This window comes from Ideonella sp. (assembly GCF_044358605.1).
Taxonomy (GTDB): domain Bacteria; phylum Pseudomonadota; class Gammaproteobacteria; order Burkholderiales; family Burkholderiaceae_C; genus Ideonella.
The window spans coordinates 1-27,000 of the sequence record NZ_JBIKNQ010000056.1 but is presented as its reverse complement, the minus strand read 5'-3'; the positions used below and the strand labels follow the sequence as shown (position 1 = coordinate 27,000).

Here is a 27,000-nt window from a genome sequence, read left to right as displayed (position 1 = left end):
CGATAACACGCCATCTTGAGATTCACCCCTTCCGCCGCCCGCCACTAAGGATCGACCATGGACATGATTGCTGAAGCCCCCCTCGCTGCCCGCCAAGAGGCCGATCGTGCATTGCCGGGTTCGCGCGGCCGAGCGCCGGCTGGCGCTTCAGCCGCACATGGCGAATACCTGACCTTCCGCCTAGGCGGCGAGGAATACGGCATCGACATCCTGCGCGTGCAGGAAATCCGCTCCTACGAGCAGCCCACCCGCATTGCCAACTCGCCCTCCTTCTTAAAAGGTGTGGTCAATCTGCGCGGCGTGATCGTGCCCATCATCGACTTGCGGGTGAAGCTGGGCTGCGACACGGCCGACTTCAATGCCTTCACCGTGGTGATCGTGCTCAATATCCGGGGCCGCGTGGTCGGCGCCGTGGTGGATTCGGTGTCGGACGTGCTGGAGTTGTCTCGCGAAGCCATCAAGCCGGCGCCCGAGATGAACAACCAGGTGGACATGTCTTACCTGACGGGCATTGCCAATGTGGGCGAGCGCATGTTGATCCTGATGGACATCCAAGCCCTGATGAGCTCGGCCGACATGGGTCTGATCGACAGCATCGGCTGATCAAGAAAACCCAGGCCACTCGCTGCGGCCTCTTTGCAAAGCCCTGCGGCAGACGCCCCAGGGCTTTCTTGCGTCACACGCCGCGTCGGGCCAACGCGGGGATGTCTAGCACATGGACGGTGTAGCCATCGACCCGAATCACGCCTTGGTCGGCCAAGTTGCGCATCAGCCGCGACAGCGTCTCCGGGGTGATCGCCAACTGAGACGCGATATCACGCTTGCGCATGGGCAGGGCGACCACGCCATGGCTGGCCTCCGGCCCTGCCGGACGGCACAGCGACATCAGCCACGCCGCCAAGCGCGCCGGGGCATCTTGATGCAACAAAGCCTGAGAGGCTAAGGCCAGCCCCCGCACCTCTCGCGCCAAAGACACCACCATGCGCTGAGACAGCGCGGGTGAGCGCTCAAACACGGCCCGCAGTGCGGCGCAGGGCATTTGCACCACCGTCGCAGCCGAGAGCGCCTGGGCGTCTTGGGCATGCGGCACGCACAGCCAGCCGGCACTGGCGTCCAGCCAGGCCGGGCCGTGCAAATGGTGTTCGATCCGAAAGCTGCCGTCGCCTTGGTGCACACCCAAGGCCACATCCCCCTGGCTGACCCAAAAAACGCTTTGCGCCACCTGCTGGCGGCTGAAGACAAGGCTGCCTTGCGCGACCGTGCCCACCTGGGCAACGCGGTTCAGCGCAGCAGCCTCCGCCGCACTGATGGGCGGGCCTTGGAACAACACAGACCAGTCTTCCACATTGGGCAGGGGCGCCGCTTCTGGGGTGCGACTGGTGGCTGAGGCTAAGGCTCGGCGCATCCGTACACGGGCGCGGGTCAGCGGGGCGCGCTCATCCACAGTGGCGAATCCAACAGGGCTGGCGGGGGAATGGTCCATGAGATCTCTCGCGTCGGGCAGTTTTGCAGACTGTCCATGAGCCGCTGGCCGCAGGAGTTGCGCCAGATCAAGACCCACCACCGCCCCGAGCCACGCTGTGCAGCAAGGTCGATCCGCCTCAAATCCGCTAACCTTCAGCGCATGAAGTTACTCCGCTATGGACCACCGGGGGCCACACGCCCGGCCTTGTTGGATGCCCAAGGCCAGGTGCGCGACCTCGGTGGCTTGCTGCCCGACATCACCCCCCAAACGCTGTCCCCCGCAGGCCTGGCCGCCTTGCGTGCACTGAACGCCGGCGCCCTGCCGCTGGTGGCCGCCCCGGGGCGCTTGGATGTGCCGTGGTCGGGCCTGGGCAAGTTCATCTGCATCGGCCTGAACTATGCCGACCATGCGGCCGAAGCCGGGCTGCCCCTGCCGGCCGAGCCGGTGATCTTCATGAAGGCCATCAGTTGCCTCTGCGGGCCGAATGACCCGACGGTACTGCCACCCGACTCCACCCGCAGCGACTGGGAGGTGGAGTTGGGCGTGGTCATCGGCCGCACCGCCCGCCATGTCAGCGAAGCAGACGCCCTGGCGCATGTGGCCGGCTACTGCGTGGTCAACGATGTGTCTGAGCGCGCCTACCAGTTGGAGCGTGGCGGCACCTGGGACAAAGGCAAGGGTTGCGACACCTTTGGCCCAGTCGGCCCCTGGTTGGTGACGGCGGATGAGGTGCCCGACCCGCAGGCGCTAGACCTGTGGCTGGAGCTCAACGGCCAGCGCCTGCAGAGCGGCAACACGCGCACCATGGTGTTCAGCGTGGCGCAGATCGTCAGTTATGTCAGCCGTTTCATGACGCTGCAGCCCGGCGACTTGATCAGCACCGGCACGCCGCCCGGCGTGGGCATGGGCATCAAACCCACGCCGGTGTACCTGAAGCCGGGCGACCAGATGCGCTTGGGTGTGGCGGGCTTGGGCGAGCAGGCCCACACGGTGCACGCCTGGGACCCGGCACTCTTGGCCTGAAAACACACCCAAAAAAAGCAAAGGGCCACTGACGTGGCCCTGGGCTTACCGCAGAGCTAACAAGCCAGCGGTCACTGAGACTCCGGTCACGGGTTCCGGGTTCCGCCCATTGGTGCGGTCGGTTGTTTTTGTCGCAGTGAGGCCATTGTGCAAGCATTTCGTGACGGTGATGTGACGAGATGCGGGGGTTTTGCCCTGCAAACGTGGGGCGGGGTTTTCCTAGGACTTACTGCACGGAACTGCATCACCGCCCTGTGGTTAAGCCCGCAACAACCCCAGGCTCACCGTCACCCCGTCGGGCGTGTTGTGCAGGCTGATGGTGCCGCCCATCTTGGCCATATAGGTGCGGGCCACAAACAAGCCTTGGCCGCGATGGCTCCCTTCGCGGCCATCACCCGGCGTGGCGGCTTCGGCAGACACCCCATAGTCAAACACCCGCTCCAGCAACTCGTCGGGGACCTGCGGCCCTTGATTGCGAACATGCACCGCCATACCCTGAGCTGTAGTCATCAACTGCAACTCAATGGCGGTACCAGGACGCCGGTACCGGTCTGCATTGCTGAGCACATGGGTCACTACGTCTTCAAGCGCGTACTCGTCCGCCCGCACCCACAGCGGCGCGTCTGACACGGGGGCGTCCAAGCGCACTTGCTCAATGCCAGCGTGCGGCGCGTTTTCAGCCACCTGGCGCAAGAAGGCGCTAATGTCCAAGGCCTGCACGCCCAGTGTGGTGGCTTCAAAGGCTTCGGTGGGTGAAGCCTGGCCGTAGAGCACCTTGATGGCCTGCTGCATGCGCTGGATATAGCGATGGCTGGGGTCTTCGGCGCTGCCATGCAAGGCCATCAGCGACTGCAGCGGCGACATGATTTCGTGGCCCACGGCATGCCATTGGTCCTTCTCTTGCTGCGCGCGCAGGTGCTCGCGCCGCACATCGTCGTTCACGCGCTGCATCAGGTCGCCCAAAGTGCCTGCCAACAAGCCCAGCTCGTCCGCACCGCGCAGGTCGGCCACATCGAGCCGGATTTCACCGGCCGGGCCTTTGACCTCATGCGACACCCGGGCTGCGCGCTGCGTGAGCACCGTGATGCGCCGGATGATGCGCAGCTCAATGGCCAGCCAGGTCAGCAACACGGCCAGCAGCATCGCGCCCACAAAGCCGACCACCCGCGTGGCGACGACGCTGAGTTGGCGGTTGACGCTGCGCACATCGCCGGTCAGTGTCAGCTCGTAACGGCCCAGGCTGGTGGTGATGGTCTCGCGCGCCACCAAAGGCGTGTCATAGCCCTCCAACGGTAAGCGGCGGATCAGGGCGTCCATCAACGGTGCGCTGGGCTCCTTGTCAAGTTGGCCACTCAGCTCGGCCACCTGGGCCCCACTGGCACTGCGGGTGTTCAGCGTCTCACCTGGCAAGAGCAAGCTCTGCAAAGCTTGCAGCGAAAAAGGCGCCGTGGGCTCGCCCTGGGCGCTGTCAAACAAGGGGGCACTGTCGGCACCGGGCGGCAGCACCTGCACCCTCAGCAGCATGCGGTCCAGGTCCACCGGCGGCCACACCACTTGCGAGCGGCGCAACTGCAGGTCGTCCCGGAAGACTTCTACCGGCAAACGCACTGAGAAAAAGGCTTGGCGCAGGCAGTCCTCGGGCTGGTCCACTGATGCTGACGCCGCCGAAGCCGCAGGAGCGGCCACAGGCCCTAAGCAGCGCAGGTCGCGCCAGAGCCAGCCGCGAAAATCCCGCACCGGCTTGTCGGCGGTCTGGCCGTCCTCCTCCTCCACAAAGCCGGTCAGGCGACCGCGCTGGGCCAAGCTGCTGCCTGCAGCCAGGGGCTCAGCACCCGCCTCAAAAGGCGCCATCCAGCGCGAGGTCTGACCGCGCATCTGCAGGGTCACCCGCACGCGGTGCGCAGCGCTCAGGTCGCGCTCGCCCACACGCCGGGCCACCAAGGCGGGGCTGGGCACGCTGCCCACGGCATAGATGAACCCGCCCGCCAAAGGGCTGCTGCCGATGGCCACGCACAGCTGCGCTTCTTGGCCGCCGGGCAAGGCATAGCGCACGCCACAGCCCGCCATCTCCACGGCTTGCTGCACCTTGCTGCGGTCGTCAAAGTCGATGGCGGAGAACGGTAGCACCACCGGACGCAAGCCCACACCCGGCTGAGGCGCCATGCTCGGGTTGAGCAGGGCCAACTGGCCCGTGGGGTGGCGCAGGCGGGCGCTGATCTGGCCCAAGGTCTTGGCAAAGCCCTGGGTATAGGCTTGCAGGCCCTGGATCTTCTCTTCGATCAGCACCGAGAGCGCCAAGCCCACGGTGGCCAGCGCCAGCAGTGCAAACGCACCGCGAAAGAACACCCGCAGCCGCAGCGGAATGCGGGTGGGCAGCAGCAGCTGGCTGCCACGCGTCCAGAGCGACTCCGCACCCGCCTGGGTGGCCGCGGCGGAGCTCGGCTCGCTCACGGCCCGCTCCAGCGAAAGCCACGCATGGGAATGTTCTCGATGGCCTCAAAGCCCTCGTCCAGCTCGCGAAAGGCGTCGCGGATGGTGCTGACATGCTTGCGGATGTTGTCGCGGTTGCGGCCGCTCTTGACCACCTGATACAGCTCTTCGTAGCTCACCACCTCACCTTTGCGTTGCACCAGCGCGGCCAAGATGCGCTGGGCCGTCAGCGGCAGGTTGATGCGCTGGCCGCGCCACAGCGCGCTGCCCTGGCGCAGCGGGTCCAGCACCAATTCAGGCGCGGCAGTAGTGGCAGCAGGAGGTGCACTGTGGGTGCGGTCTTTGGTGGCGCGCAGGATGTCGAGCAGGGTCTCGATGAAGTCGGCCTCTTCGAAGGTGGTTTTTTGCAAATAGTCCCAGGCATCCAGCGCCTTCATGATGCTGCGGTAGATGGCCGCCGGCATGGCCGAGACCACCAGCACGGGCGTGCCCGGCCGGTGCTTGTTCAGGGTGTTGATCAGGGCCACCCCGGCATTGCGCTCGCGGCCCAGTTCAATGTCCATCAGCACCAGGTCATAGCGCTCGCGCAGCAGCGCGGCCTCGGCCTCGTCGCGGTTGAACCAGGCGTGCACCTGGGCGTCGGGGCGGGCCGCTGCAATCCAAGCCCGCAACTGCTGGCTGGTGGGCGCATCGTCTTCGATCACGGCAATCAGGGTCATGCGCTCATTATCAGGAGGCACGGCGCCAGCGCCTGTGAAGATTTCTTCCGGCCCCGAAAGAAAGCCGCCGCAGAACTGCCGCAAAGCCTCCCGGCGCCGCGCTGGTTTGCTCCCGGGCCTTTGCGAAGAATGAGCTCCATCGCAACCCCACTCGCTCAAGGAGCACCTGATGGACACCGCCCCCAACACCCCGAACTCACGCCTTACCCGCTTGGCCCAGGCCACCCGCCGCACCTTGGGTGGTGGTGCCAGCGCCCTGGGTCAAGCCACTGGCGGGCTGGCCGCAGGCCTCTTCAGCGCACGGCGCGGCCTCCTGCTGCTAGCCGGTGTTGGGACACTGGGCTGGGCCCTGGTCAATCACCCGCCGCTGAGCACGGTGAGTGCCGGTGAAGTGGGCCTGCGCAGCAACCTGCTGACGGGCGGCAGCACCGAGTTTCGTGAAGGCAGCGTGCTGCTGTTGCCGGGCCTGCACCAGTTGCGCCGCCTGCCGCTGCGCGACCAACTCTATCGCCCCACCGAGAGCGCCAGCGCCACCGGCCCCTCGCCTTTCCAATCGGTGGAGGGGCTGTCCCTGGGCGTGGACTTGAGCGTGCGCTGGGCGGTGGACCCGGCCAAGCTCGCCAGCACCGCCCGCAGCCTGCCCAGTGACATCGGCCAAGACATCGTGCAGCCGGCCGTGCAAGGCGTGGTCTACAAGACCATGGCGCGCTACACGGTGCGCGAGATCTTCTCCAGCAAGCGGGCCGACATTCAGCAGCAGATCGAGGCCGAGCTGCGCCCCAAGCTCGCCGCCGATGGCTTGGTGCTGCGCAGCGTGCAGATCGGCAAGGTGGACCTGCCCGCCGACTACCGCCGGGGCATGGACCAACTGCTGTCGGAAGAGCTGTCCAGCGAGAAGATGCGCTACACGCTGGAATTGAAAGAGAAGCAGGTCAAGCAAACCGAGCTGGAAGCCCAGGCCGAGAAAGTGCGCCGCGAAACCGATGCCGAAGCCGCCGCCCGCGAACAGGTGATCGCCGCCAAGGCCCAAGAAGAAGCCATGAAGCATGTGCTGCCCTTCAAGCAAAAGCAGATCGAGCAGCGCCAGTTGGAAGCCGAGGCTGAGAAGGTGGCCCGCATCCGCACCGCAGAAGGCTCGGCCCAGGCTAGACGCATCGAGTCGCAAGGCGAGGCCGACTCGCGCCAGAAGCTGGCTGACGCCGAGGCCTACCGCTTGGCCAAAGTGGGCCAGGCCAATGCCGAGCAAATGGCCCGCGAAGGCGCCCTGGTCACCCGCCACCCGCTGCTGATCCAAAAGACCATGGCCGACAAGCTCAGCGACAAAATTCAAGTCATCATCGCGCCGCCACCCACCAATGGCGACTTCTTGGGGGCCGCCTTGATTGGTGGCATGCAGAAAACCGCCCGGGCCACGCCGGCCGCCGACGACAGCGCCGCCCAAGAAGGAGCCGAGCAATGATGGCCGCTGCCGCCCTGAGCCTGGCCTTGGTGACCCAAGACGCGGCCCCACTGCGCGCCGCCGCCAACGACAACGCACCCACCCAAGCCCAGCTCTGGCCCGGGGATGCCCTGGAGGTGCGCGGCGAGCGCCTGGGCTGGCTGCAGGTGTGGGACCACCGCCGCGAGCGCCCGGGCTATATCCGCGCCACTCAAGTGCGCCCCATCAGCACTGAGGCGGCGAGGGCACCCGAGCTGCTGTCTGTGCTGCGCTTTGTGCGCGACACCCCGGGGGCCGAGAGCCTGGGCATCGCTTATGCCGCCGCCTACTTGAAGGCGGTGCCCGTCGCCCAGCTCAACCCGGAAGCTTTGGATGCGCTGGGCCACATGGCCGAGCGCCTGGCCCAGCGCGCCTCCAGCCGGCATTCAGTGGCCTTGGCTCAAGCGGGCATCACGGCAGCGCCGACGGGCGGCGTGGATTCGCGTCTGTCCGGCCACTTGGATGGCGTGCGGGCCTACGGCGTCAGCTTCCAAAGCTTTGAGCAAGCCGGCAGCGTGCGCCTGTGCTACGACGGCGAGGCCTTCCAGCGCCTGCTGGCCCACCCCCACGCCACGGCTGAGCAAAAGGGCCGCGCCCTGCTGGGCCTGACGCGCCATGACTGCGTGGCCCCCAGCTTGACCCTGAGCGAGCGCGAAGCCCACACCCAGCGCCGTGCCGCGCTGCTGGACAGCCTGAACGCCAGCGAGTGGACGGCCCTGCCTGAGCAGATGCGCAACCAGTTGCGCCTACGCCGCGCCGGCGTGTGGGCCGAGCTGGCCCACTCACAAGCGCGCAGGGTGCAGGCACCGCAGGCCGCAGGCCAACGTGCGCTGCAAGAGCTGGCCGCCATCCTAAAGACCGAGTTAAGCGACGACGATCAAGCCGCCTACAAGGAGGCGGCGATCCGCGTCGGCGCCTCGCGCTGGGCGGCCGAGGCGGCCGTGCCTGCAGCGGCCCTGTCGGCCCGCCCCAGCCTGATGACCCAGGCCGGTGAACCCGGCCAGACCTGTGTCTTGTTGGTGGATGCGCAGCACGGCCCGCAGGCGCCGCTGCTGAAGCGCTGCACCTGGGGGGTGCCGTGGCTGGCCTCGGCCAAGGTCAATGCGCGTGGTGACGCCGTGGCCCTGGCCGTGCAGCCCCTGCCCGCTTGGCGCGAGCTGTGGCTGATGAAGAAGACCGCGTCGGGGTGGACCCTGGAGGTCATGCCCCCAGCGAGCGGCAATGTGCTGGGCAGCGACATCGGCTATGTGGAGTTTGCCGGATGGGTGCCCGAGGCTGACCCCAAGCTGCTGCTGGCGCGTGAAAGCCGCACCGAAGGCCGCTTCACGCGCCGCTTTGAAGTGGCCCTGCAAGACACGCTGACCGTGGACAAGCAGGCCAGCACACCCGAGCTGCTGAACGGCTTTAAACGCTGGGCCGAACCCGCCTGGCGCCAGCAGACGGTGGCCCTGCGTTAATGCCTTACAAGGTGATGCCCACCAAGGCCGCGCTCTTGCGCGGGTTGACCAGGTTGACCCGGCCCGGCTTGCCATCGGCCCCAGGCTGGCGCTCAGCACCTTGCAAGATGGCGGCCTTGAGCTGCACCGGCGTCAGCTCGGGCTTGAGCGCCAGCAGCTTGGCAGCCAGGTTGGCCACTTGTGGGCTGGCCATGCTGGTGCCGCTGAGCTTCATGCGCACGCCGCCGGGCACCGGCGCCTCGACCTCAAAGCCATTGGCATGCACGGCCACGGTCTTGCCAAAGGTCGAGAAGCTGGTTTCGGTGCCGGCTTGGTCCACCGCACCCACGGTGATCAGATTGGGCAGCTCAAAACCGGCGGGGATGTATTCCTCAAAGTCGGCGCTGTTGTCCTCGTTGCCGGAACCGGCCACAAAGAAGATGTCGGGCGCACCGGCGATGGCCGCCCGCAAGGCGTCACGGTCGATCTTGAACAAGCGCTGGGCTTCTTGCTTACGCGCCTCGGGGCTGGCGCCCATGTTGTGATAGGTCAGCGCGCCTTCATAAGCGCTGGGGCCATAGCGCCAGCTCATGTTCACCACCTTGACCCCGGCCTTTTTGAAGCCCTCCACCATCTGGGTGTAAGCCGCCGCCATGGCCTTGGAGCGCGCCTCGCTGGGCTTGCTGGGCTCGCTCAGGTGGCTCCACAGCATGGTGCCGGTATAGACCTGGGCAAACGGGTTGCCGTCTACGGCAATGCCTGCCACATGGGTGCCGTGGACATAGATGCCAGCCAAGGAGGCGTCTTCCGAAAAGGCCTTGACTTGATCAGCCTTCATCCCTGCCAGCTTGGCCCGGAAGGCACGTGACTCTGGCGTGTCCAAGGCCGCGCGTTGATCCATCGCACCCTTGATGACGGCGCGCAGTTCGGGCCAGCGGGCCTGGGCTTCGCCCAGCGGCCGCAAGAGGTGGGTGGAGGGCTTGCCGTCATCGTCAAAGGCCATGCCGCGCGCCGGTGCGGCCTTGAACAAGCTCAGGTCCACGCCCGAATCCCAAATGCCCACCACCACGGTCTGCGCTTTGGCATTGGCCGGGATGGCAAAGGTGCGGGGCGTCCAGATATCAGGCTTGATGCTGGCCTTGGTTTGGCCGTCCACCACTGTCTGCAAACCAGCCAGCACGGCCGACTTGTTGGGGGCCAGCAGCTCGATTTGCATGCGCGAGCTGACGATGGCGGTGACCAAACCCTCGGGGATCACCATCTGGCCATTTTTGGCCATGGGGTCCAGTTGCGACTGGAATGCGCCCTTGATCAATTCAGGGTTGAAGGTCTCGATGCCACCCTTGTTGGCCTTGACCACATCTTGCACATCGGACCACGGCAAGGCGCTGTAGCGGCGCTGCACTTCAGCCTGCAGCCAGGCCGCATCACGCTTCTCGGCGCGCTGCTGTGACAACACATCCGTCAGCAGCCCGCTGGTCAGCTTGCCTGCGGTCTTCTCTTGCAAGGCCCGGGCCTTGGCCGTCCACTGCGGCACGGCCGCCCAATCCCCGCGCAGTTGCGCCATCGCGGCCAAGGCCGAGTAGTACTCGCGGAGCGTGGCGGCATCGCGGATGTCATAGCGCTCCAGATCGGCCCGCAGGTTTTTTTCAACCCCGGCAGCAAAGGCCTGCACGTCAGGCAGAGGCGCCGTCAAAAACTCGCTGGGCAACTTGGGCAGCGTGACGGTGCGCCGCGGCAGTTGATCGGCTTGAGTAATCACCGTGCGGGCAGCACCCGGCGCCGTGTCTGCGGCCAGCACGCTGGACGCAGACATCAAAGACAGGGTCAAGGCGGCCACAGCCAAAGAAAGAGAAGTCAGCTTCATCAAAAGGCTCCGTTTATGCGTGACGGAATGCTAATGCCGATGCGGATGTCTGCCCACCGAAATGGGATCAATTGCAGATCCAGCGGCATGAATGGCGCTAGTGCTTACCCTGGATCGATAGCCCACTTGCAACCTGACGAAGGGCTCAAGGAACAGACGGTGACACACGGTGCGGCGATGGCCGCCGGTGCACATCTCTGCCCCCATGCCCGCTTTGCCACAGCCTCTACCTGTCCGAGAGCCACGCACCATCAGTTTGGTGGCGCTGCGTTCGCCATCTGCCCTGCTGTGGCTGGTCTGCCTGCTCGTGGCCCTGCTCTGCCTGCCCATGGGTGTGGTGGTCCGCAGCCTGCTGCTGGGCCCCTGGGTGGAGGAGATCGTGTTTCGCTGGGGCTTGCAGAGCGCCTTGAGCCGCCGAGTCCCGCCGCTGGTGGCCAACGTCGCCACGGCACTGGCGTTTGCGGCCTGCCATGCGCTCTTGCAGCCCAGCCTGATGTCTTGGCTCACCCTGCTGCCCGCCCTGGTGCTGGGCACCGTGTTTCAACGCACAGGCCGCCTGCTGCGCTGTGTCGCCCTGCATGCCCTGGCCAACCTGATGTGGCATTTGGCCTTGGCGCCTCATTGGACCCCCTGACTGCGAAGGACTGCTTCATGACGCCTCGTCTCCACCCTCTGCGCGCCGCCGCTGCCCTGTGTCTGCTGTCCACAGCCCCTGCGCTGTGGGCGGCCAACCCGATACGCGGCGGCACGCTCTATGAAGCCAACTGTGTGGCTTGCCATGGCCCGGCCGAAGCCCCCACCAATGTCCGCTCACTCAACACGCGCAATGTGACCGCCGTGTTGCAAAGCGCCATTGCCAATAACCGGGGTGGCATGGGCGTCTTCTCCGGCAGCTTGAGTGCAGCCGACCTGGCCGACATCGCCGCCTTTTTGGGCAATGCGCCCACCGCACTCAGCTTTGCCAGCACGCCAGTGGGCAGCAGCAGCGCCAAGCAGACCTTGACCGTGCGCACCGGCCGAGTGGCGCTCAGCAACATCACCGTCAGCACCTCGTCCGAGTTCACCCGCCAGGGTGGCACCTGCGGCAGCACCTTGGCCGCCAACAGTGCTTGCACGGTGGATGTGCTGTTCCAGCCCACCCAAGCTGGGCAGCGAAGCGGCACGCTGAGCTTGGTGCACAGCGGCATCCCTGAGGGCGTGAGCGTAGGCCTGAGTGGCACCGCGACAGCCGTGGCCGTGCCCACCTTGACGCTCAACGCCACCAGCCTGGACTTTGGCACTCAGACCTTGAACCAAAGCAGCGCCAGCCGCAGTGTCACGGCCAGCAATTCCGGGACGACGGCACTGAGTTTCAGCAGCTTGGCCGTGAGTGGCGCGGCCGCTGCGGACTACACCACCGCCGGCAACTGCAGCACCACCGTGGCCCTGCAGCCCGCGCAGAGCTGCACGGTCGAGCTGACCTTCCGGCCCAGCGCCGTGGGCAGCCGCGCCGCCACCTTGCAGCTCGCCTCCAACGCCAGCAACGGCACCGGCAGCGTGGCCTTGAGCGGCACCGGCCAACAAGCGCCGGCCCCTGTGGTGAGCCTGGCCCCCGGCAGCCTGGACTTTGGCAACCAAGTCGTGGGCACGAGCAGCGCGAATCGCAACATCACGCTGAGCAACACGGGCAATGCGGCCCTGAGCATCACTGGCATTGCCGCCAGCGGGGCCTTCGGCGTGAACCATGCCTGCGGCAGCAGCTTGCCAGCAGGCGGCAGTTGCACCTTGCAAGTGAGCTTCACGCCAACGGGCGCGGGCGCCGCCAGCGGTGCGGTCACCGTCACCAGTGATGCTGCAGGCTCGCCCCAGCGCGTGAGCTTGAACGGCACGGGCACGCTGAGCTCGCCCACCTTGGTGTGGAGCCCGGCCACCACCAACCTGGCCTTTGGTGAAGCCACCGTGGGTGCAGCCAGCGCCATGAAGACACTGACGCTGAGCAACCAAGGCCCGGGTGACGCGACGCTGGCCAGCTTGGCCCTGAGCGGTAACCATGCGGCGGACTACCGGGTTGACGCCAGCTCGACCTGCGCACAAGGCCTGGCCCTGCCTGCCAACAGCACCTGCACGGTCAAGCTGAGCTTCACCCCCAGTGCCGCAGGCGCCCGCGAGGCCGCGCTGACCGTGAACAGCAACGGCAGCAACCCCGGCACCATTGCCTTGGGTGGCACCGGTGTGGCGGCCGCAGCCCCCAAACTGATGCTGTCGGCCACCGCCCTGAGCTTCAGCGTGCCGGCTGCGGGGGGTACCGCCGCCGCGCAAACGGTGACGCTGAGCAACAGCGGCAACGCACCGCTGACCATCAGTGCCTACAGCAGCAGCAATGCAGCCTTCAGCGTCAGCGCGGGGGCCAGCAATGGCTGCACCGCCGCACCGCTGACGCTGGCGCCTGCCGCCAGCTGCACGCTGCAGGTCAGTTGGGCGTCGGGCAACGCGGAGCAGGCCAGCGGCACGCTGCAAGTCAGCAGCAATGCCGCAGGCAGCCCGGCCAGCGTGACGCTGAATGGCCAACGTGAGTCCGACAGCAACCAAGGCGGCGGTGGCTGCACGCTGGGCGGTGGCGATGCTCGCTTCGACCCCATGCTCTGGGGCATGACGCTGCTGGCAGGCCTGATGCTGTGGCGCCGCCGCAAGCCCCAAGGGGCGAAAGCATGAAGGGCTTGATCTCGCGGCGCCAAAGCTTGCAAGGCGTGGCGGCCTGGGTGGGGGCGGGCCTGTGCGCACCCACGGTGTGGGCGGCCGAGGCGGTACCCGCCCTGAGCCTGCCCAAAGCCGATGGCAGCATGGTGCCGCTGTTCAACCCGGCCGCCAAGCTCACCTATGTGGACTTCTGGGCCTCTTGGTGCGGCCCATGCCGCCAGTCCTTTCCGTGGATGAACAAGGTGCATCAGCGCTTCAAGGACAAGGGCTTGAACGTGGTAGCCGTGAACCTGGACGCCAAGCGCGCCGACGCCGACCGCTTTTTGGCCGAGATGCCGGCGCAGTTCACCGTGCTCTTCGACCCCACGGGTCGCAGCGCCCGCGATTTCCAAGTCAAGGGCATGCCCAGCTCCGTGCTGGTGAATGCCCAACGTGAGCTGGTGTGGCGGCACACCGGCTTTAAAGACAGTGACGCCGCTGGGATCGAGACCCGCTTAGCACAAGCGTTAGGACTCGGATGACATTCAAGAAGACCATGACCATGACCACCCTCACTCCCCTCCCCGCCCAAGCGCCGCGTGCGCCAGCGGGCGGCGAACGCTCGCTCCAGGCGCGGGCCGCCATTGCACTGTGTCTCGGCCTGCTGGCGGGCTTGGGCGGATGTGCGATGAGCCCCCCAGCCGCCTGGGAGAAGGGCCAGTTGGCCAAGCCCGCCATGCGCATGGACGGCGACGGGCTGGAGCAGCGCTTTACCCAACACATCTATGCCAGCAAAGAGAACGCCTCTGGTGGCCAAAGCGTGGGGGGAGGTGGCTGTGGCTGCAACTGATGGCAAAACCTGCAGCAGCGTCTTGGCCGCAGCCTTGCTGCTGCCCGGTCTGGCCGCGCCCACCCTGGCACAGCAAGTGCCAGAGAAGACCGAACTCTCCTTCAAGCTGTTGGACTATCAAGACCGCCAGCCCGGGCTAGAGCGCACCCATGTGCGGGCGCCCTCGCTGGGCTTGGTCACGCCGCTGGGCGAGCAGTGGGGCCTGGAAGCCGGCTTGGTCAGGGACACGGTCTCCGGCGCCTCGCCGCGCTGGCACAGCGCTGTCTCTGGCGCCTCACGCCAAACCGAGCAGCGTGATGCCGGGGACCTGCGGATCACGCACTATGGCCATCGTCAGTCGTGGAGCATGGGCACCGCGCTGTCTGATGAAAATGATTACCGCTCGCGCAGCCTGTCGGTGGAGCACCGCTGGAGCACCGAAGACAACAACCGCAGCTATCAAGTGGGCGTGGGCTGGACGCGCGACGAGATCGGTGCCACCGGCCAGCCCAGCTTGCAAGAGAAGCGCCGCACCTTGGAGACCATGGCCTCGGTGACCCAGGCCTGGACAGCCCGTGACCTGGTGCAGTTCAGCCTGACCCATCGGCGCGGCGAGGGCTTTTATTCGGACCCGTATAAGTTTCCGGATGTGCGGCCGCAGAGCCGCCACCAAAGCACCGCGCTGCTGCGCTGGAACCATGCGTTTGACGCCTGGGATGCGGCCCTCAAGCTGAGCTACCGCTGGTATGGCGACAGCTTTGGCGTGCGCGCTCACACGCTGGAGGGTCAATGGGTGCAAAGCCTGGGCCAGCGCTGGACGGTCACCCCCGGCTTGAGGCTGTACAGCCAGCGCGCGGCCTCGTTCTATGTGGACCCACGACCGGGCAGTGAGGCCCCGCCGGCCTTGCCCGGTGCGGGCAGCGACGGGCTGATCTCTGCCGATCAACGCCTAGCAGGCTTTGGCGCGGTGGCGCTGTCGCTGAAGGGCGAATGGATGGTCTCGCCTGAACTCAGCCTGGATGTGCGCGTGGAGCAGTATGAGCAGCGCGGCGCGTGGCGTGTCGGCGGCCAAGGCTCGCCGGGCTTGGCACCGTTCTCAGCCCGGCATTGGATGCTGGGTGGCACCTATAGATTCTGAGGACGGCCATGCTCTCATCTGCACTCCAACAGCGCGGGCTGTCCTGGGCGCCACCTGAAGAGGCGGTGCCCACGGGGCACGATCTCGGCGTCGCCTTTGCAGCCCTGGGCGGGGAGGCGGAGCTGCGCCTGACGGGGCACAGCCAGGGCCTCCTGCTCGAAGCGGTCGAGGCTGCTCAAGCCGAGATTCTGCGGATTGAGCGGCAGTACTCCCGCTACCGCATTGACAGTGTGGTGTCCTGCATCAATGCGACGGCAGGCACGGGCTGTGGCATCAGCGTGGATGCCGAAACCGCTGGCCTTCTGAACTTTGCCGATCGCCTGTTCCAGCAAAGCCAAGGGCTGTTCGACATCACCAGCGGCGTGTGGCGAAAGGCCTGGGACTTTCGCTCAGGCCGCCTGCCCAGCGAAGCGGAGTTGGCCGCCCTGCGCCCCTGTGTCGGATGGGACAAGGTGCGCTGGGATGGGGAGTCGATCTACCTGCAGCGCGCGGGCATGGAGTTGGACTTTGGCGGCTTCGGCAAAGAGTACGCCGCCGACCGCGCTGCAGCGGTGCTGATGAGCCACGGCGTGAACAGCGGCTATGTCAACCTCGCTGGTGACATTCGCGTGCTGGGGCCACACCCCAGTGGCCGGCCCTGGCAGATGGGCCTTCAACACCCCCGCGCCCCCGACACCGTCATGGCCCAGGTGGCGATGACTGAAGGGGGTTTGGCCACCAGCGGTGACTACGAACGCTACTTTGACTTCAACGGCCAACGCTTCTGCCACTTGATCGACCCTCAGAGCGGCTGGCCCGTGCAGCACTGGCAGTCCATCAGCGTGGTCGCTCCGCTGTGCATTGCTGCAGGCTCGCTGAGCACTTGCGCAATGTTGATGGGCGCGGCGGGTGCCGACTGGCTGCGTGCGCAAGGCGCGCGCTTCTTGGCGGTGGATGCGCGAGGGCACATGGACGGCCATTTGTGGACTCACTGACATGATGAACCTCACGATCCCCCGCGGCCTGAGCGGCGCCCTGCTGGCCCTGAGTCTGCTGAACCCTGCGTTAGCCGAAGACAATTTCTTGGAGCCCGCTCAGGCCTTCAAGCCCAGCGCCAGCATCACCGAGGGCAGAACCGCGCAACTGAGCTTTGCCATCGCCCCGGGCTACTACCTCTATCGCGAGCGCACCGAGATCAGCGGCCTTGAGGGCACGCGCCTGGATGCCTCTAGCGTGCAACTCCCGGATGGCCAGACCAAGTTCGACCCGAACTTTGGCAAGGAGATGGTGGTCTGGAAGCAGCAAGCCACCCTGCGCTGGACGGTGGCCCCGGGCCAGACCCAGGCGCGCTATGCCGTGCGCTATCAGGGCTGTGCCGAGCAAGGCCTGTGCTACCCGCCTCAAACCGGCGAGCTGCGGGTCAGCACCGGTGCGTCCGGCGAGCTTCAAGCCCAGTGGCTGGAGGATGACGGCAGCTTGCCGAGCAGCACAACCCTCGCAGCGCCGACCACCGCAGCCACGGCCGACAATACCAGCGGCAAGGGCAGCCCCAGCCTCAAGGAAACCCAAGCCGATGATGTGAGCGGCATCGTCGCCGCCCTGCATTCGGGCCAGTGGCTGTGGGTCGTGGGCTTGTTCTTCGTCTTTGGGCTCGGCCTGTCCTTCACGCCCTGCGTGCTGCCCATGATGCCGATTTTGTCGTCCATCATCGTGGGGCAGTCTGGCACGGTCTCTCGCTCGCGCGGCTTTTTGCTGGCCCTCTCTTATTCCATGGGCATGGCCTGCATCTACACCTTGATGGGTGTGGCGGCCGGGCTGGCGGGTGCGGGCTTGGCCGCAGCGCTGCAGAACCCCTGGGTCTTAGGGGCGTTTGCCTTGCTGCTGAGTGCCTTGGCGCTGTCGATGTTTGGTGTCTGGGAGTTTCAGATGCCGGCTGCGGTGCAGACCCGGCTGCAAGGCGCGGCCTCGCGCCTGCCCGGCGGGCAGCATGTGGCGGTCTTTGCCATGGGCGGGCTGTCGGCTCTGATGGTGGGGCCTTGCGTCGCGGCGCCCTTGGCCGGTGCCTTGGTCTACATCGGCCAGACCCGTGACGCGGCGTTGGGGGCCGTGGCCTTGTTCAGCCTGGCCATGGGCATGAGCATTCCTTTGTTGGCGCTGGGCTTGTCGGCGGGCACCTTGCTGCCGCGCGCCGGCCCCTGGATGGAGCGCGTCAAGACGGTGTTTGGCGTGCTGCTCATGGGCGTGGCGCTGTGGCTGGTGGCCCCGGTGCTGCCGGAAGCGGTGGTCATGCTGCTGCTGGGCGGTGGCCTGTTGGTGGGCGCTGTCTCGGCGTTTCGATCGACCGTGGTGGCCAAGGGGCTGGCCTTGGTGGCCGGCCTCTGGGGCGCCAGCTTGGTGATCGGCGCGCTGTCGGGCGGCAGCACCTATCTGCAACCCTTGCGGCACTTGGCTGAGCGCGGCAGCACGGCGGCGGTGGCCAGCACCACCACACAAGCTGCCGGGCCCCGGTTCGAGCGGGTCAAGGACATGGCGGCGCTCAACGCGGCCTTGAGTGCAGCGCGCCAACGCGGGCAGACCGTGATCCTGGACTTCTATGCCGACTGGTGCACCTCGTGCAAAGAGATGGAGCACCTGACCTTTGCCAAGCCCGAGGTGCAGGCCCGCATGGGCAAGGCGCTGCTGCTGCAAGCCGACGTCACGGCCAACAATGCCGATGACCGAGCCCTCTTGCGTCACTTCACCTTGTTTGGCCCGCCTGCGGTGTTGCTCTTTGATGCCCAAGGTCAAGAGAAGGCGCAGGCGCGGATCATTGGCTTCATGCCGCCCGAGAAGTTCTTGAGCCGACTGGCTCAAGTGGGCCTGTAGTCAATCGTCGACCCGAGCACGGCCCGCTTTGACCTGCGCGCGCACGGCCTTGCCCTGCAGCCTGCGTTGCTGCGAGCCGCGCGTCGGGCGGGTGGGTTTGCGCTTCTTGGGCACATGAGCGGCGGCATCGACCAAGGCCTGCAAGCGCAGCAGCGCATCCGCTTGGTTTTGCGGCAGGCTGCGGTACTCCTGCGCCTTGATGACCACCACGCCCTCGGCCGTGATGCGGGCATCAGGCAGCGCCAGCAGGCGCAGCTTGATGGGCTCGGGCAGCGAGGAGGCATGGATGTCAAAGCGCAGGTGCACGGCGTTGGACACCTTGTTGACGTTTTGGCCGCCTGCGCCTTGCGCGCGGATGGCGCTGAAGCTGACCTCGTCGAGGGAGACCTGAGGGCCGGCCATGCAAAGCTCAGGCGGCTGCCCGCTCCACCACCACAAAACTCACCACATAGTCGCTCTCGTCGCTGAGGGTGACCTGGGCTTTCAGGCCTTGGGCTTCAAACCAAGTGGCCAGTTCCCCATGCAGGCGCACAAAGGGCTTGCCCGAGGGCTCGTTGAGGATCTCGCAGTCCGGCATGCGCATGGGCAGGTGCAGGCCGAGGCCAATGGCTTTGGAGAAGGACTCTTTGGCGGAAAAGCGGGTGGCCAGATAGATGACCCCGCGCGCTTCATTGCGCGCGCGGCGGGCGGCAAAAACCTTCAGCTCATTCGGCCCCAGCACCTTGCTGGCAAAGCGATCGCCCCGCCTTGCCAATGTCACGGCAATGCGGCGGCTGTCGCAGATGTCGGTGCCAATGCCGTGAATCATGCCGTGGCACCGGCCGCATGGATGCAGCCCAGATACGCGCGGATAGTGGCGCTGTAGCCCAGCTCCAGCGCGTCGGCGATCAAGGCATGGCCGATGGAGACCTCGGCCACACCCGGCACTTCGCGCACAAAGGCGGTGAGGTTGTCGCGATTGAGGTCGTGCCCGGCATTGACCCCCAAACCCGCCGCCAAGGCGGCACGGGCGGTGGCGGCGAACTGGTCCCGCACGGCTTGCTCACGCGGCGTGCCAAAGGCCGAGGCATAGGTCTCGGTGTACAGCTCGACCCGGTCCGCCCCCACGGCACGCGCGTGGGCCATTTGCTCAGGCACTGGGTCCATGAAGAGGCTGACGCGCACGCCCAATGCATGGCACTCGTCGATCAAGGGGCGCAGGGTGGCGGCATCGGCAGGCAGGTTCCAGCCATGGTCGGAGGTGAACTGGCCTTCGCTGTCGGGCACAAAGGTGGCTTGGTGCGGGCGCACGGCGCGGATGAACGCCATCAGGTTGTGCAGCGGGTTGCCCTCGATGTTGTACTCCACCTGCGGCCAGCGCTTGAGCAAGGTGGCCAGCTCATGCACATCGTCGGCGCGGATGTGGCGCTCGTCCGGCCGAGGGTGGACGGTGATGCCATCGGCCCCGGCTTCCAGCACGATTTCTGCGGCTCGGGTGACGCTGGGAATACCCAGATGACGGGTGTTGCGCAGCAAGGCCACTTTGTTGAGGTTGACCGACAAGGCCGTGCGGCCAAGAGCATGCGAAGAGGATTCAGGGGCGACGAGCGGGTTCATGAGCAGCAGTCCATCAAGCAGTGGGGGCCTCGGGCACCGCGAGGCGGGGCGCATCCAGCAATTGTTGCGCGTCCAGCATCACATCGCGGGTGCGCAATCGTGGGGTGCCCAGATGATAGTGAAGCAAGGTGCGCAAAGTGAGCTTGAGCACCGTGCCTTGGGCCGCGCAGGCGTATTGCACGCGGGCGAGGTCGCCCTCGGTCAGCGCGGCCTGAATGGCCAACAAGGCCTCACCCGGCAAAGGGTGGTCGTCCGGCGTGGCGGGGATCAAGCCCAAGCCAGGACGCAGGCCATAGGCCTTGCCGGCCTGCACCGCGCCTTGGGTGGCAAGGCGATCGAGTTGGGGCAGAAAGCCAGTCTCGCGCAGCAGCACCAACTCAAAGGCCCGCAAGGCGGCGGCAGACACCCACTCATCAGGCTGGGCCAAGGCCGGCAAGGTGGCGGCATAGGCGTCAAACAGCACGGGGTGCGGGTCATGCCGGGGCAGCAGCTTCATCAGCAGCTCGTTGAGGTAGAAGCCCGAGAACAGGGCTGCCCCACTGAGCATGGGTGCGCCGCCCAGCCACTCTGCCCCGCGCAGGGTGCTGATCTCGGCGTTCTCATCGCGGCTAGGGCGGCTGACGCTGGCCAGCAGGCCCTGAAAGGGCAGGAGCACCGGCCGCAGTTGCGAATAAGGCCGCTTGGCGCCTTTGGCGACCACGGTGAGTCGGCCTTGTTCGCGGGTGAACAGGTCGAGGATCAGGCTGGTTTCGCTCCAGTCGTAGCGGTGCAGCACATAGGCCGCCGTGGTGGCAGCGCGGCTGCGCGGCAGCTTGGCCGTGCTGGCGTCCGCCCCGCGCGCTGTGCTCATTCGTAGCCGTAGGAGCGAAGGTGTTCTTCGCTGTCGGCCCAACCGGAGCGAACCTTGACCCACAGCTCCAGAAACACCTTGCCCTCGGTCAGGCGCTCTAGCTCTTGGCGGGCTTCGCTGCCGATGCGCTTCAAGCGCTCACCGCCCGCGCCGATGATCATGCCTTTATGGGCATCGCGCTCGACCACGATGGCGGCGGCGATGCGGCGCAGATTGCCCTCCTCTTCCCACTTCTCGATCACCACCGTGGAGTTGTAGGGCAGCTCGTCGCCTGTCAGGCGGAAGAGCTTTTCGCGGATCAGCTCACTGGCGAGGAACTTCTCGCTGCGGTCGGTCAGTGCGTCTTCCTCGTAGAACCAATCCTGCTCGGGGAGGTAGGGCTTGATGATCTGGAAGAGCCGGTCCACATCAGCCTGCTTTTGCGCCGACATGGGCACGTATTCAGCAAAGGGGTGGCGCTCTTGCATGCTCTTGAGCCAAGGCAGCAGGTCTGAGCGACGGTGTACGGTGTCGAGCTTGTTGGGGATGAGCACCACGGGCTTGCCCTCAGGAATGAGCGACAGCACTTTGGCGTCGTCCATGCCAAAGCGCCCCGCCTCGACCAAGAACAGCACCACGTCCACGTCGGACAGCGTGGACTGCACCGTGCGGTTGAGGTTGCGGTTCAGCGCCGTGGCGTGCTTCATCTGGAAACCCGGCGTGTCCACAAACACAAACTGGGCTTCTTCAACGGTGCGCACACCGGTGATGCGGTGGCGCGTGGTTTGCGCCTTCTTGGAGGTGATGCTGATTTTTTGGCCCACCAAGGCGTTCATCAGCGTGGACTTGCCCACGTTGGGACGACCGACGATGGCCACCAGGCCGCAGCGCGCGCCTTCAGGGCTGGCGTTGGACACACCCGCAGGCAGGTCGGGCATGGCGGGCATGTCGGGCATCTCGGGCAGGTCAGACTCGGGGGGCAGGTTCAATTCGGGTCACCACAAGGGTTGGGGTCAGGGTGCAGCGGGATCGCGCAATTTTTCAAGGAGTTGTCGGGCCGCTTCTTGCTCAGCGGCGCGGCGTGATCGGCCGGACCCGGTGCAAGCCATTTGCAGCGCAGGGACGGCGCCTTCCACGTCAAAGGTCTGGGCATGGGCTTGGCCATGCGTGGCCACGATGCGGTAGCTGGGCACCGGCAGGCGCTTGGCCTGCAGCAGCTCTTGCAGCTCGGTCTTGGCGTCTTTGCGCCAGTTGTCGATGGTGGTGGTGTCGATCAGCTCACCAAAGAGCTGCCGCACCAAGGCATGCGCGGCAGCGTCGCCGCCATCCAGATAGACGGCGCCCAAGAGGGCCTCGGTCGCGTCGGCCAAGATGGACGGGCGCTGGGCGCCGCCGCCGCGCGCCTCGCCCTCGGAGAGCTTGAGCACTTCGGGCAGCCGCAGGGCCAGGGCCACGCGGTGCAGGCTTTCTTCGCGCACCAAGTGGGCGCGCACGCGAGTGAGATCGCCTTCGTCAGAGCCGCTGAAGCGGTCATAGAGCAGGCGCGAGATGGTGAGGTTGAGGACGGCGTCGCCCAAAAACTCCAGGCGCTCGTTGTGGTCGGCGCCGTGGCTGCGGTGTGTCAGCGCGCGAGCAAGCAAGCTGGCCTGCTGGAAGCGATAGCCTAATCGCTGCTGCAGGGCCTCTAAGGCCGCACTCATGACACACCCAAGCGCATGGTTCAGCGCACCTTGCCGCTGTAGTTCACCAGCAGGCTGACCGGCCCCACCAAGGGGATTTGCTTGTTGTAGTCAAAGCGCACTTCCATGCGCTCGTTGACGGTTTCGATCTCCAGATCAGCGCCCTTGATGGTGGCAATGGAGAACTCGATTTGAGACTGCTTGTCGAACGCTGCGCGCACTTCACTGGCCGAGCCCGGGCGGCTGTCGCCCTTCATGATGCGGGTCAGCGTCTGCTGGATGGTCAGGTACTCATTGAAGGACGGCCAGACGCGAATGGCCATCAGGCCCATGAAGCCCACAAAGAAAGCCCAAACCACGAGGCCAAAAATGGTCAGACCACGTTGGCGTTGGCGTGTATGCAGCATGTCGCGAGTCCTTTTGAGTCTCAATGGAAGGCCCCAATGCGGCCCAAGTTTCCAAAATTCATCCACACCACAAAGGCACGCCCTACGAGGTTCTCGTCGGGCACAAAGCCCCAATAACGCGAATCTTCAGAGTTGTCACGGTTATCGCCCATGACAAACAGGTGGCCTGCGGGCACTTTGCAAACAACACCTTCCAGACTGTGGCGGCATTGGTCGCGGAAAGCGAAATCGTACCGCGAACCATTGAAAGACAGCGGCGTCTTTTCTTGCTGAATTCGGTGATCTACCTCACCTAAGCGCTCCGAGAAGCGCAGCATGTAGCGATAGGCTAGGTCGTCGTACTGCTCGCCCAAGGCCGTGACGGGCACCGGCTGGCCGTTGATGCGCAATTCATGATTCAGGTAGGAGACCTCATCGCCGGGCAAACCGACCACGCGCTTGATGTAGTCGATGCGCGTATCCATAGGGTAGCGAAACACCACCACATCGCCGCGCTTGGGCGCATGGTTGTCGATGATCTTCTTGTTGATCACCGGCAGGCGCACACCGTAGTGAAACTTGTTCACCAAGATCAAATCGCCCACTTCCAGCGTGGGGATCATGGAACCGGTCGGGATCTTGAAGGGCTCAAACAGGAATGAGCGCATCAGGAAGACCACCACGATGACGGGGAACAGACCCGCCGTCCAGTCCAGCCACCAGGGCTGCATCAGCAGGCGCTCGCGGGCCTCGGTGATGTCGCCGTCCACGCGTTGGATGCCCTGTTTGGCAAGTTCCGCCCGACGCGCAGCATCTTGCGACGCCAGTTGGATCGCGGCTTTCTCGCGAGCCGGTTTGAAGCGGAAGATCTCTGCCAGCCAGTAGAGGCCCGTGACCACCGAGAGGATGAACAGCAGCAGCGAGAAGTTGCCGTGCCACATGTCCATGTACCAACCACCCAGGTAGGCGATCAGCGCCGCGTAGAGGACGGCCGTCAATGCACTCATGCGTTTTGTCCAGCCCACCGCGAAGTGGGCGAAATGAGAGGAATCTGGAAATCGAAGGACACCGGCAGACGATCAGTCGTCCACCTGCAAGATGGCCAGGAAGGCTTCTTGCGGCACCTCGACCGAGCCAATCTGCTTCATGCGCTTCTTGCCGGCTTTTTGCTTCTCCAGCAGCTTGCGCTTACGGGTGATGTCACCGCCATAGCATTTTGCCAGCACGTTTTTGCGCAGCGCCTTGATGTTCTCACGGGCAATGATGTTGGCGCCAATCGCCGCCTGAATGGCCACGTCGTACATCTGGCGCGGGATCTGCTCGCGCATCTTGGCGGCCACCGCGCGGCCACGGTACTGGCTTTGCACGCGGTGAACAATGATAGACAAGGCATCGACGCGATCGCCGTTGATCAGCAGGTCCACCTTCACGACGTCGGAGGCGCGGTACTCTTTGAACTCATAGTCCATCGAGGCATAGCCCCGTGACACGCTCTTGAGCTTGTCAAAGAAGTCCAGCACGATCTCGGCCAGGGGCATGTCGTAGGTCAACATGACCTGACGGCCGTGATAGGCCATATTGAGCTGCATGCCGCGCTTTTGGTTGCACAGCGTCATCACCGGGCCGACATAGTCTTGCGGCATGTAGAGGTGCACGGTGACGATGGGCTCGCGGATTTCCTTGATGCGGCCCAGATCCGGCATCTTGGAGGGGTTCTCCACCTCGATGACGGTGTCGTCGTTCAACTCGACCTCGTAGACCACGCTGGGCGCGGTGGTGATGAGGTCTTGATCGAACTCGCGCTCCAAGCGCTCTTGAACGATCTCCATGTGCAGCAGGCCCAAGAAGCCGCAGCGGAAACCAAAGCCCAGCGCTTGGCTGACCTCGGGTTCATAGCGCAGCGAGCTGTCGTTGAGCTTGAGCTTTTCCAGGGCGTCGCGCAGTTGGTCGTACTCGCTGGCCTCGGTGGGGTAGAGACCAGCAAACACCTGGGGTTGGATCTCTTTGAAGCCAGGCAGTGCCTCGCTGGCCGGGCCAGCGTTGTTGGGCAGCTTCTTTTCCAGGGTGATGGTGTCACCCACCTTGGCCGCCTGCAGCTCTTTGATGCCGGCGATGATGAAGCCCACCTCGCCCGCCTTCAGCGATTCGCGGTTCTCGCTCTTGGGCGTGAAAACGCCCAGGTGCTCAGCCGGATAAATGGCATTGGTGGCCATCATGCGGATGCGGTCGCCTTTTTTGAGCTCGCCGTCGACCACGCGCACCAACATCACCACGCCGACATAGTTGTCGAACCAGGAGTCGATGATCATGGCGCGCGGCGGACCCTCGGGGTTGCCCTTGGGCGGGGGCATGCGCGCGATGACGGCTTCCAGGATCTCATCAATGCCCATGCCGGTCTTGGCCGAACAGGGGATGCCATTGCTGGCATCGATGCCGATCACGTCTTCGATCTCTTCCTTGGCGCGCTCCGGGTCCGCCTGCGGCAGATCCATTTTGTTGAGCACCGGCACAACTTCAACGCCCAAATCCAAGGCCGTGTAGCAGTTGGCGACGGTCTGGGCTTCAACGCCTTGTGAGGCATCCACCACCAGCAGAGCGCCTTCACAAGCCGACAGCGAACGGCTGACTTCATACGAGAAGTCCACATGCCCAGGGGTGTCGATCAGGTTGAGGTTATAGACCTGCCCGTTCTGCGCCTTGTATTGCAGTGCGGCTGTTTGGGCCTTGATGGTGATGCCGCGCTCGCGCTCGATGTCCATCGAGTCGAGCACCTGGGCTTCCATTTCTCGGTCGCTCAGGCCGCCACAGCGTTGAATGATGCGATCCGCCAGCGTGCTCTTGCCGTGATCGATGTGGGCAATGATCGAGAAGTTGCGAATGTGGTCCATGCAAGAGAGATGCGCAGGCACAGGGCCAGCGGCTTTGAGTCAGCAGCGCTTCTCAGCGCGAACATGCCCCACCAGAGTGGAGCCTTTTTGGGAGTGGAGAGCGCCAGTGAAAGCCCCCTGCTCTTTCGAGTGAAAACCCACTCAAATGGCGTCGGAGCACTCCCACCGCAGCGGCTCGCCACGGTTAAAAAAAAGGCACGTCCAAGAGGAGACGCGCCTTCCAACAAAACTTATGGCAACTGCTTGTTGGGCCTTCATTGTAGCCAAAAGGGCCTGTCTGCAAGCCCCGACTTTTGGTGCCCAAGGCTCGTTGCAAGGTGCCAACAGGAAAAGTTATACACAACTTATCAACAAACTCAGGATGACATGGGGAGAGTGTTGCACCGACCCCGCACTGAACGCTCAATATCGAAACAATTGCGGCAGGTTTACCCCGGATTCTATCTCTGAGCGCCTGCAATGCCTGTTGGGTCAAAAGTATGTAGGCACTCACCTATTGAATCTGTGGCCCTGATACGACGCGAGCACCGATGAGAAATTTCTTCGGTTCAGGGCCAGGATTCCACCTCATGGAAAGACCCGCTGGCCAAGTCGGACAGCGGGTCTGGGCGGTTATGCCTTCAGCGGCTGGGGCGGATGACCACGTAATTGACCCAGTCTCCCCGCCGCACCAGCACCGTCACCGGTTTGCTCTTGTCGAGCTTCGCAGCCAGCGCCGTGAACTGCTTGACGTCACTCACCTCGGTGTTATCCAGCAAGGTGATCACGTCACCCTCGCGCACACCGGCACGCGCCGCAGGGCCGTCGACCGACTCGACACGCACGCCACCCTTGAGCTTGAGTTCACGCTTTTGGGCGTCCGTCAGGTCCACCACACCGAGGCCGAGCGTGGTCTTGACGGGTGACGCTGGAGCCGACTCTGCGGGGCCGCTGCCACGGGCTATATCGGCTTCCAACTCGACCACGCTCAGGCTGATCTCCTTGGTGCCGCCACGACGGAAGACTTGCAGGGTGGCCTTGCTGCCCGGCTTGGTGGCGCCGATGATGCGCGGCAAGTCGCCGGCTTTCTCGATGTTGCGGCCGTCGACCTTGACGATGATGTCACCCGCCTCGATGCCGGCTTTCTCGGCTGGCGAGCCGGGCTCGACGCCTTGCACCAAGGCCCCCATCGGCTTGCCCAGGCCAATCGATTCGGCGACTTCTTCAGTGACGGGTGCAATGCGCACGCCAATGCGCCCACGGATGACGCGGCCGCCATTGCGCAACTGGTCGGAGACACGCGTGGCCTCGTCAATCGGGATGGCAAAGGAGATGCCGGCATAGCCGCCCGAAGGGCTGTAGATCTGGGAGTTGATGCCCACGACTTCGCTGCGCATATTGATCAGCGGGCCGCCGGAGTTGCCAGGGTTGATCGCCACGTCCGTCTGAATGAAGGGCAGGTACTGGCCCGTGTCGCGCTGCTTGGCGCTGACGATGCCGGCCGTCACGGTGCTCTCCAAGCCGAAGGGTGAGCCAATGGCCATCACCCACTCACCCACCTTGAGGCGGTTGGCGTCGCCAATCTTCACGGCCGGCAAGCCCGTGGCCTCAATCTTGACCACGGCCACGTCGGTACGCGCATCCGCGCCCACCACCTTGGCTTTGTACTTGCGCTTGTCGGTCAGCGTAACCCACAGCTCGTCTGCACCATCCACCACATGGGCGTTGGTCATGACATAGCCGTCGGCCGTCAGGATGAA

The 27,000-nt window shown here is 65.1% G+C and carries 25 protein-coding genes; 11 read left to right on the top strand and 14 right to left on the bottom strand.

The features are described 5' to 3' along the window. Window positions 1-57 precede the first annotated feature (57 nt). On the top strand, window positions 58-603 hold the full coding sequence (locus ACIQ3Q_RS17750) for a chemotaxis protein CheW (RefSeq protein WP_396270508.1): 546 nt from the start codon (window positions 58-60) through the stop codon (window positions 601-603). 73 nt (window positions 604-676) lie between these two features. Here the strand turns inward: ACIQ3Q_RS17750 and ACIQ3Q_RS17745 are convergent, their stop codons facing one another. Then, window positions 677-1,483: a Crp/Fnr family transcriptional regulator gene (locus ACIQ3Q_RS17745; protein ID WP_396270507.1), complete on the bottom strand. Its 807-nt coding sequence runs from the start codon at window positions 1,481-1,483 to the stop codon at window positions 677-679. 141 nt (window positions 1,484-1,624) lie between these two features. Between ACIQ3Q_RS17745 and ACIQ3Q_RS17740 the strand changes: the two genes are divergently transcribed. Next, window positions 1,625-2,488, top strand: a complete 864-nt coding sequence (locus tag ACIQ3Q_RS17740; protein ID WP_396270521.1) for a fumarylacetoacetate hydrolase family protein — start codon at window positions 1,625-1,627, stop codon at window positions 2,486-2,488. Window positions 2,489-2,746: 258 nt separating this feature from the next. Here the strand turns inward: ACIQ3Q_RS17740 and ACIQ3Q_RS17735 are convergent, their stop codons facing one another. Together ACIQ3Q_RS17735 and ACIQ3Q_RS17730 are read right to left on the bottom strand one after the other, a co-directional pair. Next, window positions 2,747-4,939 (bottom strand): sensor histidine kinase, encoded by a 2,193-nt coding sequence (locus ACIQ3Q_RS17735; RefSeq protein ID WP_396270506.1) that lies wholly within the window; start codon window positions 4,937-4,939, stop codon window positions 2,747-2,749. Next, window positions 4,936-5,637 (bottom strand): response regulator transcription factor, encoded by a 702-nt coding sequence (locus ACIQ3Q_RS17730; RefSeq protein ID WP_396270505.1) that lies wholly within the window; start codon window positions 5,635-5,637, stop codon window positions 4,936-4,938. Before ACIQ3Q_RS17730 ends, ACIQ3Q_RS17735 begins: the two co-directional genes overlap by 4 nt. A 169-nt stretch (window positions 5,638-5,806) precedes the next feature. On the opposite strand from ACIQ3Q_RS17730, the gene ACIQ3Q_RS17725 reads away from it, so the two are divergent. Both ACIQ3Q_RS17725 and ACIQ3Q_RS17720 read left to right on the top strand, forming a co-directional pair. Beyond that, window positions 5,807-7,096 (top strand): SPFH domain-containing protein, encoded by a 1,290-nt coding sequence (locus tag ACIQ3Q_RS17725; protein WP_396270504.1) that lies wholly within the window; start codon window positions 5,807-5,809, stop codon window positions 7,094-7,096. Continuing rightward, the gene (locus ACIQ3Q_RS17720) at window positions 7,093-8,571 is read left to right on the top strand and encodes a hypothetical protein (RefSeq protein WP_396270503.1); all 1,479 of its coding nucleotides are present in this window, start codon (window positions 7,093-7,095) and stop codon (window positions 8,569-8,571) included. Before ACIQ3Q_RS17725 ends, ACIQ3Q_RS17720 begins: the two co-directional genes overlap by 4 nt. A gap of 4 nt (window positions 8,572-8,575) precedes the next feature. Here ACIQ3Q_RS17720 and ACIQ3Q_RS17715 read toward each other — a convergent pair whose 3' ends face one another. Beyond that, entirely contained in the window at window positions 8,576-10,417 is a 1,842-nt protein-coding gene (locus ACIQ3Q_RS17715; RefSeq protein WP_396270502.1) for a S8 family serine peptidase, read from the bottom strand. 205 nt (window positions 10,418-10,622) lie between these two features. On the opposite strand from ACIQ3Q_RS17715, the gene ACIQ3Q_RS17710 reads away from it, so the two are divergent. The 7 genes from ACIQ3Q_RS17710 to dsbD are packed head-to-tail and all read left to right on the top strand — an operon-like array spanning window position 10,623 to window position 17,883. Further along, on the top strand, window positions 10,623-11,051 hold the full coding sequence (locus ACIQ3Q_RS17710; protein ID WP_396270501.1) for a lysostaphin resistance A-like protein: 429 nt from the start codon (window positions 10,623-10,625) through the stop codon (window positions 11,049-11,051). 17 nt (window positions 11,052-11,068) lie between these two features. Continuing rightward, the gene (locus ACIQ3Q_RS17705; protein WP_396270500.1) at window positions 11,069-13,108 is read left to right on the top strand and encodes a choice-of-anchor D domain-containing protein; all 2,040 of its coding nucleotides are present in this window, start codon (window positions 11,069-11,071) and stop codon (window positions 13,106-13,108) included. Further along, a complete protein-coding gene (locus ACIQ3Q_RS17700; protein ID WP_396270499.1) occupies window positions 13,105-13,614 on the top strand; it encodes a TlpA family protein disulfide reductase in 510 nt (169 codons plus the stop codon). The genes ACIQ3Q_RS17705 and ACIQ3Q_RS17700 overlap by 4 nt, the downstream gene beginning before the upstream one ends. A 20-nt stretch (window positions 13,615-13,634) precedes the next feature. Further along, window positions 13,635-13,922, top strand: a complete 288-nt coding sequence (locus ACIQ3Q_RS17695; protein ID WP_396270498.1) for a DUF4266 domain-containing protein — start codon at window positions 13,635-13,637, stop codon at window positions 13,920-13,922. Beyond that, window positions 13,909-15,039 (top strand): DUF3570 domain-containing protein, encoded by a 1,131-nt coding sequence (locus ACIQ3Q_RS17690; RefSeq protein ID WP_396270497.1) that lies wholly within the window; start codon window positions 13,909-13,911, stop codon window positions 15,037-15,039. The genes ACIQ3Q_RS17695 and ACIQ3Q_RS17690 overlap by 14 nt, the downstream gene beginning before the upstream one ends. Window positions 15,040-15,047: 8 nt before the next feature. Beyond that, window positions 15,048-16,013, top strand: a complete 966-nt coding sequence (locus ACIQ3Q_RS17685; RefSeq protein ID WP_396270496.1) for an FAD:protein FMN transferase — start codon at window positions 15,048-15,050, stop codon at window positions 16,011-16,013. Between the two features lie 4 nt (window positions 16,014-16,017). Then, the gene (gene dsbD, locus ACIQ3Q_RS17680) at window positions 16,018-17,883 is read left to right on the top strand and encodes a protein-disulfide reductase DsbD (RefSeq protein WP_396270495.1); all 1,866 of its coding nucleotides are present in this window, start codon (window positions 16,018-16,020) and stop codon (window positions 17,881-17,883) included. Here the strand turns inward: dsbD and arfB are convergent, their stop codons facing one another. The 10 genes from arfB to ACIQ3Q_RS17630 all read right to left on the bottom strand — a co-directional run. Then, window positions 17,884-18,285 (bottom strand): alternative ribosome rescue aminoacyl-tRNA hydrolase ArfB, encoded by a 402-nt coding sequence (arfB, locus tag ACIQ3Q_RS17675; protein ID WP_396270494.1) that lies wholly within the window; start codon window positions 18,283-18,285, stop codon window positions 17,884-17,886. A gap of 7 nt (window positions 18,286-18,292) precedes the next feature. Continuing rightward, entirely contained in the window at window positions 18,293-18,691 is a 399-nt protein-coding gene (gene acpS, locus ACIQ3Q_RS17670) for a holo-ACP synthase (RefSeq protein WP_396270493.1), read from the bottom strand. Further along, window positions 18,688-19,479: a pyridoxine 5'-phosphate synthase gene (locus tag ACIQ3Q_RS17665; RefSeq protein ID WP_396270492.1), complete on the bottom strand. Its 792-nt coding sequence runs from the start codon at window positions 19,477-19,479 to the stop codon at window positions 18,688-18,690. The genes acpS and ACIQ3Q_RS17665 overlap by 4 nt, the downstream gene beginning before the upstream one ends. A gap of 13 nt (window positions 19,480-19,492) precedes the next feature. Further along, on the bottom strand, window positions 19,493-20,329 hold the full coding sequence (recO, locus tag ACIQ3Q_RS17660) for a DNA repair protein RecO (protein WP_396270491.1): 837 nt from the start codon (window positions 20,327-20,329) through the stop codon (window positions 19,493-19,495). Continuing rightward, on the bottom strand, window positions 20,326-21,246 hold the full coding sequence (gene era, locus ACIQ3Q_RS17655; RefSeq protein WP_396270520.1) for a GTPase Era: 921 nt from the start codon (window positions 21,244-21,246) through the stop codon (window positions 20,326-20,328). Before era ends, recO begins: the two co-directional genes overlap by 4 nt. A 75-nt stretch (window positions 21,247-21,321) precedes the next feature. Beyond that, window positions 21,322-22,008 carry a ribonuclease III gene (rnc, locus tag ACIQ3Q_RS17650; RefSeq protein WP_396270490.1) on the bottom strand — a complete coding sequence of 229 codons (687 nt, stop codon included), beginning with the start codon at window positions 22,006-22,008 and terminating at the stop codon, window positions 21,322-21,324. A 20-nt stretch (window positions 22,009-22,028) separates the two neighbouring features. Beyond that, window positions 22,029-22,394, bottom strand: coding sequence for a DUF4845 domain-containing protein (locus ACIQ3Q_RS17645; protein ID WP_396270489.1), 366 nt, complete (start codon window positions 22,392-22,394; stop codon window positions 22,029-22,031). A 20-nt stretch (window positions 22,395-22,414) separates the two neighbouring features. After that, window positions 22,415-23,380: a signal peptidase I gene (gene lepB, locus ACIQ3Q_RS17640; protein ID WP_396270488.1), complete on the bottom strand. Its 966-nt coding sequence runs from the start codon at window positions 23,378-23,380 to the stop codon at window positions 22,415-22,417. 72 nt (window positions 23,381-23,452) lie between these two features. Further along, the gene (gene lepA / locus ACIQ3Q_RS17635) at window positions 23,453-25,261 is read right to left on the bottom strand and encodes a translation elongation factor 4 (protein WP_396270487.1); all 1,809 of its coding nucleotides are present in this window, start codon (window positions 25,259-25,261) and stop codon (window positions 23,453-23,455) included. A gap of 620 nt (window positions 25,262-25,881) precedes the next feature. Continuing rightward, window positions 25,882-27,000: Do family serine endopeptidase (locus ACIQ3Q_RS17630; protein WP_396270486.1), on the bottom strand; the 1,119-nt coding region annotated here is incomplete at its 5' end.